This window comes from Pseudomonas sp. NFACC02 (assembly GCF_900110765.1).
Taxonomy (GTDB): Bacteria; Pseudomonadota; Gammaproteobacteria; order Pseudomonadales; family Pseudomonadaceae; genus Aquipseudomonas.
In genome coordinates this window covers 17845-32714 of sequence record NZ_FOEO01000053.1, presented here as the reverse complement: position 1 = coordinate 32714, position 14870 = coordinate 17845, and the positions used below count along the sequence as shown (strand labels likewise).

The following is a 14870-nucleotide window of genomic DNA, read 5'->3' as shown; positions in this document are numbered from 1 at the left end:
CTATGACGCCTGGCGGTTGGGATTTTTCGCTCCTGACTACATGGAAGTCTGGATCGAAACGGCTGATGCGGTGGATACCAACGATCGCTGGTTCAAACGGGCAATGAGTGGAGTGTCTTCCATATCGAGTCCCTCAAACCTCAAAGGCAACCCTCGAGGTTGGCCCCGAAATCCCGGTGACGGTAAGGGGAAATATGTATACGGCGCAGACCTGCCATGTTTCATTTACGTGCGCTGGCAATCGCTGGCAGAGCCGCAGACGTACTACGCCTATATCGAGATCCCTGAAAGCGCTCGCGAACTCATGGTCAAGGGGGAGAGGGCGTATTGCAGGGGGAGGGGTAAATGGATCACTGACTATCGGGAGAACATCACCATCGGCCTGGCACCTGGCGGTGTTGCCAAGGCTTGGGTGAATGGGCCCTGTCTCGATGCGATTGAGGTGAGCCGGGTGCAGGGCAAGGTGGTGTCGAAAGGGCCCTATCTTGGTGAAAGTGGCGGCAAATATGGGCTGAAGTTGGAGCCCGATGCCCAGGCCTACATCGACAAATTTGGCATCCCTTATGACTCTTGGTAAGCGCTGGCTCAGGCTTCGCCAATTCAAGGGAAAAGTGATCAAACAATGATGCGCCTGCGGCGTAGACGCGAATCTGTGGTGAATACAACACCTGTAGGAGCGTGGCTTGTCCCGCGATCTGCCGGGCACCGGCAGTAAAACCGGCAGATACGGTGTACCTGACACACTACTTATGTCGGCTTTACGAACGCTTCACCGCGGATCGCAGGACCAACCGGCGCATACAGAAGGAAGGTGCATCACGCGGGATTCCGCGCTTTCCAGTCCCGCAGCCACTGCAGACCTTCGCTGGTAGCGCCTTTGGGGCGGTACTCGCAACCGACCCAGCCGGTATAACCTAAACGGTCGATCTCGTCGAACAGCCATGGATAGTTCACTTCCCCCATGTTCGGCTCATGACGATCCGGCACACCGGCGATCTGGATGTGGCCGATCCCGGCGAAGTCACGGCGCAGCTTGTTGGTCACGTCGCCTTCGACGATCTGGCAGTGATAGAAATCAAACTGCACCTTCAGGTTGTCCGCGCCCACTTCCTTGCACACCGACTGGCCCTGATCCTGACGGTTGAGGAAGAAGCCCGGCATGTCGCGGGTGTTGATTGGTTCGATCAGTACGGTGATTCCGACTTTGGCCGCTTCCTGTGCGGCATGGCTCAGGTTTTCCAGGTACACCGCATGGTGCTTCTGGCGCAGTTCTTCGGTGGGCAGCAAGCCGGCCATGACGTGGATGCGGTCATTACCCAGCACTGCGGCATATTCCAGCGCCTTCTGGAAGCCGCTGCGGAATTCGCTCTCCCGTCCCGGCAATGAAGCGATGCCCCGTTCACCCTTGCCCCAGTCACCCGGTGGTGCGTTGAACAGCGCCTGAGTCAGGCCGAAATTGTCCAGGCGGAGTCTGATTTCCGCAGCGCTGAAATCGTAGGGGAACAGATACTCCACCGCTTCGAAGCCATCACCTGCCGCAGCCGAAAAGCGCGCGAGGAAGTCATGTTGCGGGTACAGCATGCTGAGGTTGGCAGCGAAACGAGGCATGGTTTTCTCCTTGGATGTTCAGCCCCTTCCGGGCGGGCGGGATCTATCGAACAGCGCCAACGGATCGATACGCAGTGCAGGGCGTCCAGCTTCAAGCCATGTAGCACTGGCCGGTGGTGTCGCCTTCGCTGGACATTCAGACTCCTGTGGCACGGCTTACGGTCGAATCGGCTGTGATGGCTGGCATCTTAGCCAATCGTTCGCATCATGACAGTCGCAAGAAACTGCCGTGCAGATCCTGGCGCACGCATGATGGGAAGAACCTTTCAACTAGCTGCGGCTCTTAGCCTGTGGGGGAGCGCTTGATGAAGCTCACATTCTAAGAGGATGCTGCAAATATGACCGTTGCCTTCTGGTGCGTGTTGATCGTGATTCTGTTGCCGCTGGTCTGTACGTCGATTGCCAAGTTTGGTAGTGGCCGTTTCGGTGCCCGGCAAAACCATAACCCGCGGGACTTTCTGGACAGCCTGGAAGGTCTGCCGCGTCGTGCCCATGCCGCGCAGCAGAACAGCTTTGAAGCGATTCCGGGGTTCGCCGCCGGGGTGATCATTGCTCATATCGCCGGCGTCGCGCAGTTGGTCACCATTGATGTGCTGGCGGTGCTGTTCGTGACCAGTCGTCTGCTCTACATCATTTTCTACTTGGCGGACCTGGCGGCCTTGCGCTCGCTGGCGTGGTTTATCGGTCTTGGGTTGGTGATCGCCTTGTTTGGCATTTCCGTCTGATTGCGATGCCGATCATTCACTTGGGTTTTTCAAGGCGTGCGCGGATACTGGCGACCATTTTTTCCAGCAGTCGTCGCCATGAATCCGAAGAGCGTTGCGTTGAGAAAACTGTCGCTGAGACATCCGTCGTTGAAAGCGATAAGCCTGTTGATGATCGGCGCGCTCGCCTTGAGTGCCTGCGGAGGCGTGGATCCCGATTCGCCGCTGGGGCAACGCAAGGCGATCTTCAAGCAAATGCTGAAAACCAGTGAAGACATTGGCGGCATGTTGCGCGGCCGCTTGCCGTTCGACGGTCCGAAATTCGCCGAGGGTGCGGTGAAGCTGGATGGGTTGTCGCATGAGCCCTGGAAGCATTTTCCCGCAGTGAAAGAGTCCGAGCACACCAGCGCTAAAGATGCCGTGTGGCAGCGGCAGGCGCGGTTTCAGGAGCTGGCGGGGCAGCTTGAAGCCCGCACCGGCGAGTTGGTGACAGCAACCCGGCAACTGCCGTTGACCGCCGCCAACATGATCCCGCCGATGAACAACGTCGAAGACGCCTGCGACGCCTGTCATAAAGAATTCCGGGATCACTAGCGGCTGAAAAGATGACGATATCCTGCGGGAGCGAGCCTGCTCGCGAAGGCGTTGGAACAATCCATACACCTGGATCGTTCGTGCCCCGTCTTCGTGAGCAACTTCACTCCCACAAAGACAGGCTGAACCCCTCACCCTTCATGACCTACTCATCCTCCTCATCCGGCTGAACCTTCTCCAGTTCTTCCTGTGCGTCTTGCAGTTCCTTGCGCGACTCAGCCAGCTTGTCTTTGCGCTTGTTGATCTTGTCAGGGTCGCCCTTGCTCATGGCCTTGTTCAGATCGGCCTGGCGGCGGCTCACTTCGCGTTTCGCGTCCAGTACCTTTTGTTCCTGCTGCTTGAGCAGGCCGGCATCGGTGCAATTGGCGGTGACCTCGCTCAGGGCTTTTTCCAGTCCCGACTGCTGATCGCTGTTGCCCGCTGCCTTGGCCTGTTCGATCTGATTGCTGATGTCCTGACGTTTGGCCGCGCAGCCGCTCAACTCGGGAGCCTGTTCAGCCGCGAACAAAGGGGCTGCCAACAGCCCGCAGGCCGTGAACACAATCAGCGGTGACAAGAATTTCATGAACGCTCCTTGAAAACGGGCGCCCGGACGCTCGACACAATCGTCCGGGACAAAAAGATGACTAGAACCCTTTGATGCCTTGCTCTCGCAGCTGTCGGGCCAGCGCTTGCACGTGCGGGTTCTGAAAAAAAGCCGTTAGCTGCTGCGCGCGTCCCGGCCCAATACCGGCCACGGCTTGCCATTGACCCACGTCCCGAGTCGACAGATCCGACCACGACTCACCCAGTGGAGCGCCTGCGGTCGGCGGTAAACCGATGGCTTTGAGCCAAACTTCGAACGATTGTTCGCGGGCTCCCTGAAAACTCTTCAGCAGTTTAGCGCTGCTCTGATCGCCAAGACCGGGAATGTTAGCAAGCTGTGTCGCATCAAGGGGCATCCAGTCCAGCAAACCGTTGAGGTGCCCTGTGTCTATCAACTTGTCCCAGGTGCCCGGTCCTACACCCGGAAGTGCCAGGCCCTTCTTGCTGCTCAGCCATTTCAATCGCTCGCGAAACTGGCTTTCACATCCCTCTATTGGCTGCCAGCAACTCAGCGCGTGGTAATCCGCAGCATCAGGCACCTTCATTTCCACCCGCTCGACGTGGCGTGTGACGACGCCATCGAGCCGCGGAATGGTCAGCCCCGCCAAGCTGATCGCCACGTGGTCTCCCGGTCGAATATCCAGCGTCTGCCAGCGTTTGAATGAGCCCACACTGATCCGGCTGACCTTCCGGTCGTCCAGTTGCACCGGTTCGATGTCCAGTACCGGCGTAATTTTCCCGCTTCGCCCGATGTTGAAATGCACCTTGCGAACTTCACCCACTACTTGGGCGAACGGGTATTTCCATGCGGCTATCCAGTAAGGTGCCTTCGCCTGCCAGCGGTCTGCTGGAGGGCGGATGCCCTGACGGATGACCACGCCGTCGGTGGCAAACGGCAGCGGATTTGTATACCAATGCTCGCGCCAGTTTTTGGCCTGGTCGACACTTTCGATGGGCTCACTGAGGGTCGCACTGTCGGTAAAGCCCAGCGCACGCAGGCCGGTCAGACGGTCCTGCATGCCTTCCGGGCCATCGGGCCAGTCCCAGACGAACAACCCGACGTTTGCGCCGTCTTCTTCAGTGATGGAGGTGCGTGCCAGCAGCCCGGCGACTTTACTACGAGCATTCAGGCTTCCGGCGTTGGCCTGTACGTGGCCGCTTAACCGCCAATACAGCTCGCCCTGCAGCACCAGCGTTTTTTGCCACGCCAAATGCGAAGGTATCGCCGCGATCTGATGGGCATGTTCGGTCCAGTCCTGTCCCCTGACTCCATCGCCTCGACTGATCGCCTTCACCAGCTTCCCGTCTTTGTAAACAAGCGTGACCGCGACGCCATCTACCTTCGGTTGAATCCACAGATCGTCTCGCCCCTTGAGCCACGCCTGCACCGCGCGTTCGTCAGGGAGCTTGTTGAGACCGGTGTGTGGCACAGGATGCACGTTCGGCCCCGCAGCGGTCTTCAGCGGGTTTTCGTCGATGGGTGCCGGTCTCGCAAAGCAGCCACGAAGATGTGAAAGCCGTTGCACCGACTGATCGTAGAGCTCATCGGCCACAAGCGAAACGCCTTGGCGGTGATAGCTGTCATTCCAGTGTTCGATCTGGGTTTGCAGGGAGGAGATTTCGCTGCCGGCTTTGGCGGCAGGCCAGTCGGGACAGGTTAGGGCGTTGGCGGTCTCGAAAGAGAGCGCGAGTGCCAAAGCGATAAAAGGGCGAAGAAGTAGCAGCATCGAAGCGTCCTTGCCTGAGGTTGAGACGGGCAAGGCTAGGATGCGGGGCGACTTTGTTCCTTTGCGCTTGGTTACCGCGTTTTTCATGGCCGGTACAGTCGAGCCCGCTTTCGCTTCACAGCTGTCTCTTGAGCCGTTTTGGTACAAGTGCAAAATGATGTTTCAACCCAGCGCCTGCATAGGACGCCTACGAAAATGGACCTGTCGACCCTCGCCGTTTTTATCCCTGCCTGCTTCGCCTTGAATATGGCTCCAGGCCCGAACAACCTGCTGTCGATCAGCAATGCGTCGCGTTATGGCTTTGCGCGTGCCTGCCGTGGCGGGCTCGGACGATTGCTGGCCTTCGCCATCATGATTGCTCTGGCGGCTGTGGGTTTGACTGCTGTGTTGCACACATCCGAGTGGCTGTTCCATGCGATCAAGCTGGTCGGCGCGGCGTACTTGTTTTATCTGGCCGTACAACTGTGGCGCGCTCGGGCGGATGGCCATGCCGATGAAACCGTTTCTCAGGCGGGATCGGGGCGACTGGCCCGACAGGAGTTTCTGGTGGCGATCGGCAATCCCAAGGCGATTCTCTTGTTCACCGCCTTCCTGCCGCAGTTCGTTGACCGTTCAGGCGCAATCACCACTCAATTCGCGCAACTGGGCGCCATGTTTCTCGGCCTCGAATGCATCGCCATCGCGCTTTATTGCTACATGGGAATCCACGCTCGCCGGTTGTTTGCCAAGCCGAGCGGCAAGCGACTGTTCAATCGTGCCTGCGCAGGATTGCTGGCGAGTGCGGCATCGTTCTTGTTAGTGGCACGCAGGGCCTGAATGCAAAAGCCCCTGACGATTTTCATCGCCAGGGGCTTTTTGTGACGCTATCGACTGCTTCAAGCAGCCGGGCGTTTTACAAACCAGCAGCAGCGCGCAATGCAGCAGCGCGGTCGGTTTTTTCCCAGGTGAACGTGGAGAAGGTGTCGTCGCCCACGGTCTTGGTTTCCGGCGTACGACCGAAGTGGCCGTAAGCGGCGGTTTCCTGGTACATCGGGTGCAGCAGGTCGAGCATGGTGGTGATCGCGTATGGACGCAGATCGAAGTGCTCGCGGACCAGTTTGACGATCTTGTCATCGCTGATCTTGCCGGTGCCGAAGGTGTTCAGCGAGATCGAGGTCGGTTGAGCGACGCCGATGGCGTAGGACACTTGAATCTCGCAACGCTCGGCCAGACCGGCAGCAACGATGTTCTTGGCAACGTAACGGCCAGCGTAAGCAGCCGAACGGTCAACCTTCGATGGGTCCTTGCCGGAGAACGCGCCGCCGCCGTGACGGGCCATGCCGCCGTAGCTGTCGACGATGATCTTGCGACCGGTCAGGCCGCAGTCACCTACCGGGCCACCGATGATGAACTGGCCAGTCGGGTTGATGTGGAACTGGGTGTCTTTGTGCAGCAGTTCGGCGGGCAGCACGTGCTTGACGATCAGCTCCATGACGCCTTCGCGCAGGTCGGCGTACGAGACTTCAGGGTTGTGCTGGGTCGACAGAACGATCGCGTCGATCCCGACCACAATGCCGTTTTCGTAGCGGCAGGTGACCTGGGATTTGGCGTCCGGGCGCAGCCAGGGCAGCAGACCCGATTTACGGGCTTCAGCCTGACGCTTGACCAACTGGTGCGAGAACGCGATAGGCGCAGGCATCAGCTCGGCGGTTTCGTTGCTGGCATAGCCGAACATCAAACCCTGGTCGCCGGCGCCCTGATCTTCAGGCTTGGCACGGTCGACACCCTGGTTGATGTCAGGCGACTGCTTGCCGATGATGTTCATCACGCCGCAGGTTGCGCCGTCGAAGCCGACGTCGGAGCTGGTGTAGCCGATGTCGCTGATCACGTCACGAACGATCTGCTCCAGGTCAACCCACGCGCTGGTGGTGACTTCGCCAGCAACGATGGCAACGCCGGTCTTGACCAGGGTTTCAACCGCTACGCGAGCGTGTTTGTCCTGGGCAATGATGGCGTCCAGCACCGCATCGGAGATCTGGTCGGCGATTTTGTCCGGATGCCCTTCGGACACGGACTCGGAGGTGAAAAGGGAGTATTCGCTCATCTCGACGGTTTTCCTGAGTATTACCGATGGTGAGTGTCGCCAGCCGGTCGCTGAAAATGGCGGACCTGAATCTGGAAACCATTACGTAAGCCTATGTACAGGCTTTCCCCGGGGACCAGCCCCGCAGCGATGGCCCAACGGGCCAGATCTTCCTGTTCGAAACCTAACCAGAGATCGCCACAGGCCTCCCTGGCCCAGCTCTGGTCGTGGCTGCACAACTCTGTCACCAAGAGGCTACCGCCCGGTTGCAACAGGTTGGCCAGTTGTTTCAATGCGTCGGCCGGCGCCGCGAAATGGTGGAGCACCATATTCAAGACGACGCAATCGCCGCAAATGTTAGCGTCGGCCAGCGCATCGGCCAGTTTCAGTTCCACATTACCCAGCGCCTTCTGCTCGCAGATCGCACGCGCGAGGTCGAGCATGGCCGGGCTGTTATCCAGGCCGGTGACATGCCGGAAGCGTTGCGCCAGGTCAGGCAGAAATCCACCATCGCCGGGGCCGACTTCGACTGCAGTGGCGTCGGCACCGAAGCCTAGCTTGTCGAGCAATGACAGCAGGCTGTCGCGGTACTGCGGCAGTCCTGCGATCAGGTCCTGCTGGGCACGAAATTTCTCGGCGGTCCGGGCGAAGAAGTCCTGGCTGGCGTTGGCACGTTGACGATGCACCAGGCCGATCCGGCTTCGTACGTCGTCGGGCAGTGTCAAGCCATCGACTTCTTCAAGCAGCGCCGCGTGCAGCTTGCCGCCGATCTGTTCGGTGTGGGGCAGGGCGCGGCGATAAAAAATCGCATTGCCTTCCCGGCGCGTCGCGACCAGGTCTGCCTGGGCCAGCACCTTCAAGTGGTGGCTCATGCCGGACTGACCGATGGCGAAAATCTGCGCCAGCTCCAGCACGCCGAACGAATCGTTCGACAGCGCGCGCAGCACATTCAGACGCAGCGGGTCACCACCGGCCTTGCACAAGGCTGCCAGTTCGTCGCTTTGGTCATGGCTGATGGCGGGTACGCGAAGATTCATAGGGCTGGCAGTCTAGTTATCGTGTTGGCCTGCCGCAAGACCAATATCAAAAAGTTTTGATATTGGTCGATGGGTGGCGGGTCTGACCCTGCGATTCCGTCGTTTGCGACCAGAGGCGCTGCCGGTTAGTACAAATAATGCCCACAACGCCGGAAAATCTTGCTTCGAACTGTATCTGTCATTGCTCCGAAGCAGTGCCTGAGGGAAAATGGCCGCCTTTTTCAGATCCCACTTCTTTCTGCCCCAGGAGATCAGCGATGCCCAGCCGTCGTGAGCGTGCCAATGCCATCCGTGCCCTCAGCATGGATGCCGTGCAAAAGGCCAACAGCGGCCACCCAGGAGCCCCGATGGGCATGGCGGATATCGCTGAAGTCCTGTGGCGCGATTATCTGAAGCACAACCCGAGCAACCCTCACTTCGCTGACCGTGACCGGTTCATCCTGTCCAACGGCCACGGCTCGATGCTGATCTACTCGCTGCTGCACCTGACCGGTTATGACCTGTCGATTGACGACCTGAAGAACTTCCGTCAATTGCACAGCCGCACACCGGGTCACCCGGAATACGGCTACACGCCAGGCGTCGAAACCACCACCGGTCCGCTGGGTCAGGGTTTCGCGAACGCTGTTGGTTTCGCGGTTGCCGAGAAAACGCTGGCTGCGCAGTTCAACCGCCCTGGCCATAACATCGTCGACCACCACACCTACGTGTTCATGGGTGATGGCTGCATGATGGAAGGCATTTCCCACGAAGTCGCTTCGTTGGCCGGCACCCTGCGCCTGAACAAACTGATCGCCTTCTACGATGACAACGGCATCTCCATCGACGGCGAAGTCGAAGGCTGGTTCACCGACGACACGCCGAAGCGCTTTGAGTCGTACGGCTGGCTGGTGATTCGCAACGTCGACGGCCATGACGCCGACGAGATCAAGACCGCCATCGACACCGCTCGCAAGAGCGACAAGCCGACCCTGATCTGCTGCAAGACCACCATTGGCTTCGGCTCGCCGAACAAGCAAGGCAAGGAAGAGTGCCACGGCGCTCCGCTGGGCAACGAAGAAATCGCTCTGACCCGCGCCGCGCTGAAGTGGACCCATGGTCCATTCGAAATCCCGGCCGACATCTACAAAGAGTGGAACGCCAAGGAGAAGGGCCTGGCGGTCGAAGCCGAGTGGGACCAGCGTTTCGCTGCCTACTCCGCTGCATTCCCTGAACTGGCCAACGAGCTGATCCGCCGCATGAGCGGTGAGCTGCCAGCCGACTTCGCTGAAAAGTCCGCTGCATACGTGGCTGAAGTGAACGCCAAGGGCGAAACCATCGCCAGCCGTAAAGCCAGCCAGAATGCCCTGAGCAATTTCGGTCCGCTGCTGCCTGAGTTCCTCGGCGGCTCGGCTGACCTGGCCGGCTCCAACCTGACCATCTGGAAAGGTTGCAAGAGCATCACCGGCGAAGAGGCCGACGGTAACTACCTGCACTACGGCGTGCGTGAGTTCGGCATGGGCGCGATCATGAACGGCATCGCCCTGCACGGCGGTTTCGTGCCTTACGGCGCCACCTTCCTGATCTTCATGGAATACGCACGCAACGCCGTGCGCATGTCCTCGCTGATGAAGAAGCGTGTCATCTATGTGTTCACCCATGACTCCATCGGTCTGGGCGAAGACGGCCCGACTCACCAGCCGATCGAGCAACTGACCAGCCTGCGTTCGACCCCGAACCTGGACACCTGGCGCCCAGCCGACGCCGTGGAATCGGCCGTGGCCTGGAAACACGCCATCGAGCGTGACGACGGTCCTTCGGCGCTGATCTTCTCTCGTCAGAATCTGCAGCATCAGTCGCGCGATGCGCTGCAACTGGAGAACATCAACCGGGGTGGCTACGTGCTGCGTGACTGCAACGGCGAGCCGGATCTGATCCTGATCGCCACCGGTTCGGAAGTCGGCCTGGCGGTTCAGGCGTTCGACAAGCTGACCGCTGAAGGCAAGAACGTGCGTGTGGTGTCGATGCCGTGCACCAGCGTGTTCGAGTCGCAGGACGCGTTGTACAAGCAGTCGGTCCTGCCGCTGGAAGTCAGCGCGCGTATCGCCATCGAAGCCGCGCACGCCGATTACTGGTACAAGTACGTGGGCCTGGAAGGCCGCGTCATCGGCATGACCACCTTTGGTGAGTCGGCGCCAGCGAATCTGCTGTTCGAAGAGTTCGGTTTCACGCTGGAGAACATCCTCTCCACGGCTGAAGAGCTGCTGGAAGACTAAGCAGCCTGCGCTCTCTCTGTAGGAGCGAGGCTTGTCCCGCGATCTGCCACGAAGTGGCAGCAACATCATGCGACCCGGGTTGTGCCTGACACACCGCATTCGCCGGGTTTGCTGCCGGTTCCCGGCAGATCGCGGGACAAGCCTCGCTCCTACAGGTTCTTTGTGTCATTCAAAACCGAGAACCCCATGCCTCAGCCACGCCCTTATAAAGTCGCCCTCAATGGTTACGGTCGGATCGGCCGCTGTGTGCTGCGCGCGCTGTGCGAGCGAGGTGCGAAGGCAGGCTTTGAGGTGGTGGCGATCAACGATCTGGCCGACATGGCCAGTCTCGAATACCTGACGCGCTTTGACTCCACACACGGCCGGTTTCCCGGCGACGTGCGGGTCGAAGGCGATTTTCTGCACATCAACGATCACGTCATCAAAGTGTTTCGCAGCGCGACGCCGGAAGGCATTGACTGGCACGAACTGGACGTTGATCTGGTGCTTGAGTGCTCGGGTGTCTACAACACCCGCGCCGATGCCGAGCGCTTTCTCGCGGCCCGCGCGCCACGGGTGCTGTTTTCTCAGCCGATGGCCAGCGAGGCGGATGTCGACGCGACCATCGTTTACGGCATCAACCAGCAAAACCTGACGGGTGAAGAGTTGCTGGTGTCTGCGGCGTCCTGCACGACCAACTGCAGTGTGCCGTTGCTGGATCTGCTGAACCGCGAGCTGGGCCTGGAATACGTCACCATCACCACGATTCACTCGGCGATGAACGACCAACCGGTGATTGACGCCTATCATCATGAAGACCTGCGTCGCACACGTTCGGCGTTCCAGTCGATCATTCCGGTGTCCACTGGTCTGGCGCGCGGTATCGAGCGCCTGCTTCCGGAACTTGCCGGCCGAATTCAGGCCAAAGCAGTTCGGGTGCCGACGGTGAATGTGTCTTGCCTGGATATCACGATGCAGGTCGCACGTGATACCGATGCGCTTGAAATCAACCGCATCTTGCGCGAGGCCGCTACCCGCGGCCCGCTCAAAGGTTTGCTGGCATATACCGAGTTGCCGCACGCCAGCTGTGATTTCAACCATGACCCTCATTCGGCCATCATCGATGCCAGCCAGACCCGGGTTTCCGGTCCGCGGCTGGTCAATGTGCTGGCCTGGTTCGACAACGAATGGGGCTTTGCCAATCGAATGCTGGATGTCGCCGATCACTATTTGCACAGCATCCATAAACAACAGTAATAAACAGGGAACGCCTCATGACCGTGTTGAAGATGACCGACCTCGATCTGCAAGGTAAGCGTGTACTGATCCGCGAAGACCTCAACGTCCCGGTCAAGGACGGGGTCGTCACCAGCGACGCACGTATTCTTGCTTCGCTGCCGACCATCAAGCTGGCGCTGGAAAAGGGCGCCGCCGTCATGGTTTGCTCGCACCTGGGTCGTCCGACCGAGGGTGAGTTTTCTGCCGAGAACAGCCTCAAGCCGGTCGCCGAGTACCTGAGCAAGGCGCTGGGTCGTGACGTGCCACTGGTAGCCGAATACCTGGATGGCGTCGACGTGAAGGCAGGCGATATCGTCCTGTTTGAAAATGTGCGCTTCAACAAGGGCGAGAAAAAGAACGCCGACGAGCTGGCGCAAAAGTACGCCGCCCTGTGCGACGTGTTCGTAATGGATGCGTTCGGTACCGCTCACCGCGCTGAGGGGTCGACGCACGGCGTTGCTAAATTCGCCAAGGTCGCCGCTGCGGGTCCATTGCTGGCTGCCGAGCTGGATGCGCTGGGCAAAGCCCTGGGCAAACCGGCCAAACCAATGGCCGCTATCGTTGCCGGCTCCAAGGTTTCCACCAAACTGGACGTGCTGAACAGCCTGAGCCAGATCTGCGATCAGCTGATCGTCGGTGGCGGTATCGCCAACACCTTCCTGGCCGCGGCCGGCCATCCGGTGGGCAAGTCGCTGTATGAACCCGACCTGCTGGACACGGCTCGCGCCATTGCCGCGAAGGTCAGCGTTCCGTTGCCGGTCGACGTGGTGGTCGCCAAGAAATTCGCCGAAGATGCAGAAGCCACCGTCAAGCTGATTGCTGACGTCGCCGATGACGACATGATTCTGGACATTGGCCCGAAAACGGCGGCGCATTTCGCCGAATTGTTGAAATCTTCCAAGACTATTCTGTGGAACGGCCCGGTCGGGGTGTTCGAGTTCGATCAGTTCGGCAATGGCACCAAAGTGCTGGCCGAGGCCATTGCTGAAAGTCCGGCATTCTCCATTGCCGGTGGTGGCGACACCCTGGCTGCAATCGACAAATACGGTGTGGGCGAGAAAATCTCCTACATTTCCACAGGCGGCGGTGCGTTCCTCGAGTTCGTCGAGGGCAAGGTGCTGCCTGCCGTGGAAGTTCTGGAACAACGCGCCAAGGCCTGAGTGTCAGGTCGGGGTGAAGGGGAGTGCGATGGTCAAGCCATTACCGCTGTTAATCATGGCGGGTTTGCTGGTCGGCTGTGCGAGCGAGCCTGAGGCGCAGACGTCGGACACGGCGCCTGAACTGCTTCAGGTCAGCTGCTACCAGGCGGGCTGGCAGGCTGAAACCGTACCGATCGTTTACAAGCGCGGCGGTCCTGAAGTCTGGGAAAAATACGATTTCATGCCCGCAGTCGGGCCGGTAGCCTGTCGCTGAATCTGAACTGACGGCGAACCGGAACATCGAAACAGAACTGCCCCTGGGCATCGAAGCCATGGACACGCGTCACGCTTCGCAGGGGATCCAGGAGTGGTAATGAAAGGCTTGATTGCCCTTGCGACACTGATGCTGCTGGGCGGGTGCGCCAGCATGAAGGCTTCTGAACCGGTTGCCGGCTGGACCCATTGGGTCTGTGACAGCAAAGCGGAGATTTACTGGCGGTATGCGGATCCAGCGAAAAAAGAGGTCGATGTGCGCTTGAATCAGAGCGAGCAGGTCTTCCGTCTGCAAGCGGCGCCCGGTGCTTCCGGCACGCTGTACAGCAACGGTGTACTGGCGTTCGACAACAAGGGCAGCGAGGGCTTGGTTTACTGGGACGCTACCAACGATTTGATCGGTCGTGGCTGCAAGGCCCCTTGAGGGTTAGGCGGCATCGACCGATGCAACACCGGGCGGTGATCACGCATTACGCCCCTATAATTTGAATAGCCGCCGATACGGCAGGCACGCACGATTAACGACCCTACCGGGAGAGAGACAGACAATGGCACTTATCAGCATGCGCCAGATGTTGGACCACGCCGCCGAATTCGGCTATGGCGTTCCTGCATTCAACGTGAACAACCTGGAACAGATGCGCGCCATTATGGAAGCGGCCGACAAGACCGATTCCCCGGTGATCGTTCAGGCGTCGGCCGGTGCACGTAAATACGCCGGTGCGCCTTTCCTGCGTCACCTGATTCTGGCCGCAATTGAAGAATTCCCGCACATCCCGGTGGTCATGCACCAGGACCACGGCACCAGCCCTGCCATTTGCCAACGTTCGATTCAACTGGGCTTCAGCTCGGTGATGATGGACGGTTCGCTGCGCGAAGACGGCAAGAGCCCGGCGGACTACGAGTACAACGTGCGCGTTACTCAGGAAACCGTTGCCATGGCACACGCGTGTGGCGTTTCGGTAGAAGGTGAGCTGGGCGTTCTGGGTTCGCTGGAAACCGGTATGGCCGGTGAAGAAGACGGCGTCGGTGCTGAAGGTCAGCTGGATCACAGTCAGATGCTGACCGATCCGGAAGAAGCCGCTGACTTCGTGAAGAAGACTCAGGTCGATGCTCTGGCCATCGCCATCGGCACCAGCCACGGTGCGTACAAGTTCACCAAGCCGCCGACTGGCGACATCCTTGCGATCGAGCGCATTAAAGAGATCCACAAGCGCATCCCTAACACTCACCTGGTGATGCACGGTTCTTCTTCCGTTCCTCAGGAGTGGCTGAAGATCATCAACGAGTACGGCGGTGACATCAAAGAAACCTACGGTGTGCCGGTCGAAGAAATCGTTGAAGGCATCAAGCACGGCGTGCGCAAGGTCAATATCGACACCGACCTGCGTCTGGCGTCCACCGGCGCTATCCGTGAGTTCATGGCGAAGAACCCGAGCGAGTTCGACCCACGTAAATACCTGGCGAAAACCGTATCGGCCATGCGCGACGTCTGCATCGCCCGTTACGAAGCCTTCGGCACCGCCGGCAACGCCTCCAAGATCAAACCGATCTCGCTGGAGAAGATGTTCGAGCGTTACGCCAAAGGCGAGTTGAACGCCAAGGTCAACTGATCAGTGTTTGATCAGA

15 protein-coding genes are annotated in these 14870 nt (G+C 59.4%); 10 read left to right on the top strand and 5 right to left on the bottom strand.

The window, feature by feature from the left end:
- The coding region (locus BMY73_RS25305; RefSeq protein WP_092410549.1) for a DUF2931 family protein at nt 1-577 on the top strand (577 nt) is incomplete at its 5' end.
- 239 nt (nt 578-816) lie between these two features.
- Here BMY73_RS25305 and otnI read toward each other — a convergent pair.
- Nucleotides 817-1608, bottom strand: a complete 792-nt coding sequence (otnI, locus tag BMY73_RS25300) for a 2-oxo-tetronate isomerase (RefSeq protein ID WP_092410547.1) — start codon at nt 1606-1608, stop codon at nt 817-819.
- A 338-nt stretch (nt 1609-1946) separates the two neighbouring features.
- Between otnI and BMY73_RS25295 the strand changes: the two genes are divergently transcribed.
- Together BMY73_RS25295 and BMY73_RS25290 are read left to right on the top strand one after the other, a co-directional pair.
- Nucleotides 1947-2333 carry an MAPEG family protein gene (locus tag BMY73_RS25295; protein ID WP_092410545.1) on the top strand — a complete coding sequence of 129 codons (387 nt, stop codon included), beginning with the start codon at nt 1947-1949 and terminating at the stop codon, nt 2331-2333.
- 150 nt (nt 2334-2483) lie between these two features.
- The gene (locus tag BMY73_RS25290) at nt 2484-2906 is read left to right on the top strand and encodes a c-type cytochrome (RefSeq protein WP_082060902.1); all 423 of its coding nucleotides are present in this window, start codon (nt 2484-2486) and stop codon (nt 2904-2906) included.
- A 145-nt stretch (nt 2907-3051) separates the two neighbouring features.
- On the opposite strand, the gene BMY73_RS25285 is transcribed toward BMY73_RS25290, so the two are convergent.
- Nucleotides 3052-3471: a DUF1090 domain-containing protein gene (locus tag BMY73_RS25285; RefSeq protein ID WP_092410543.1), complete on the bottom strand. Its 420-nt coding sequence runs from the start codon at nt 3469-3471 to the stop codon at nt 3052-3054.
- A 61-nt stretch (nt 3472-3532) separates the two neighbouring features.
- Nucleotides 3533-5218 carry an NAD-dependent DNA ligase LigB gene (gene ligB / locus BMY73_RS25280; RefSeq protein WP_092410541.1) on the bottom strand — a complete coding sequence of 562 codons (1686 nt, stop codon included), beginning with the start codon at nt 5216-5218 and terminating at the stop codon, nt 3533-3535.
- 195 nt (nt 5219-5413) lie between these two features.
- Between ligB and BMY73_RS25275 the strand changes: the two genes are divergently transcribed.
- Entirely contained in the window at nt 5414-6034 is a 621-nt protein-coding gene (locus BMY73_RS25275) for a LysE family translocator (protein WP_092410539.1), read from the top strand.
- Between the two features lie 76 nt (nt 6035-6110).
- Here BMY73_RS25275 and metK read toward each other — a convergent pair whose 3' ends face one another.
- Both metK and BMY73_RS25265 read right to left on the bottom strand, forming a co-directional pair.
- Nucleotides 6111-7301, bottom strand: coding sequence for a methionine adenosyltransferase (gene metK, locus BMY73_RS25270; RefSeq protein WP_062385395.1), 1191 nt, complete (start codon nt 7299-7301; stop codon nt 6111-6113).
- A 20-nt stretch (nt 7302-7321) separates the two neighbouring features.
- A complete protein-coding gene (locus tag BMY73_RS25265) occupies nt 7322-8317 on the bottom strand; it encodes an ArsR/SmtB family transcription factor (RefSeq protein WP_092410537.1) in 996 nt (331 codons plus the stop codon).
- A 257-nt stretch (nt 8318-8574) separates the two neighbouring features.
- Between BMY73_RS25265 and tkt the strand changes: the two genes are divergently transcribed.
- The 6 genes from tkt to fba all read left to right on the top strand — a co-directional run bounded on the left by tkt (nt 8575) and on the right by fba (nt 14854).
- A complete protein-coding gene (gene tkt, locus BMY73_RS25260; protein WP_092410535.1) occupies nt 8575-10572 on the top strand; it encodes a transketolase in 1998 nt (665 codons plus the stop codon).
- A 186-nt stretch (nt 10573-10758) separates the two neighbouring features.
- Nucleotides 10759-11808 carry an erythrose-4-phosphate dehydrogenase gene (epd, locus tag BMY73_RS25255; protein WP_092410533.1) on the top strand — a complete coding sequence of 350 codons (1050 nt, stop codon included), beginning with the start codon at nt 10759-10761 and terminating at the stop codon, nt 11806-11808.
- Between the two features lie 17 nt (nt 11809-11825).
- Nucleotides 11826-12989, top strand: a complete 1164-nt coding sequence (locus BMY73_RS25250; RefSeq protein ID WP_092410531.1) for a phosphoglycerate kinase — start codon at nt 11826-11828, stop codon at nt 12987-12989.
- Nucleotides 12990-13017: 28 nt separating this feature from the next.
- Entirely contained in the window at nt 13018-13242 is a 225-nt protein-coding gene (locus BMY73_RS25245) for a putative periplasmic lipoprotein (RefSeq protein ID WP_062385386.1), read from the top strand.
- A gap of 99 nt (nt 13243-13341) precedes the next feature.
- On the top strand, nt 13342-13665 hold the full coding sequence (locus BMY73_RS25240; RefSeq protein ID WP_092410529.1) for an MliC family protein: 324 nt from the start codon (nt 13342-13344) through the stop codon (nt 13663-13665).
- A 124-nt stretch (nt 13666-13789) separates the two neighbouring features.
- Nucleotides 13790-14854, top strand: a complete 1065-nt coding sequence (gene fba, locus BMY73_RS25235) for a class II fructose-bisphosphate aldolase (protein WP_062385382.1) — start codon at nt 13790-13792, stop codon at nt 14852-14854.
- Nucleotides 14855-14870: the final 16 nt, after the last annotated feature.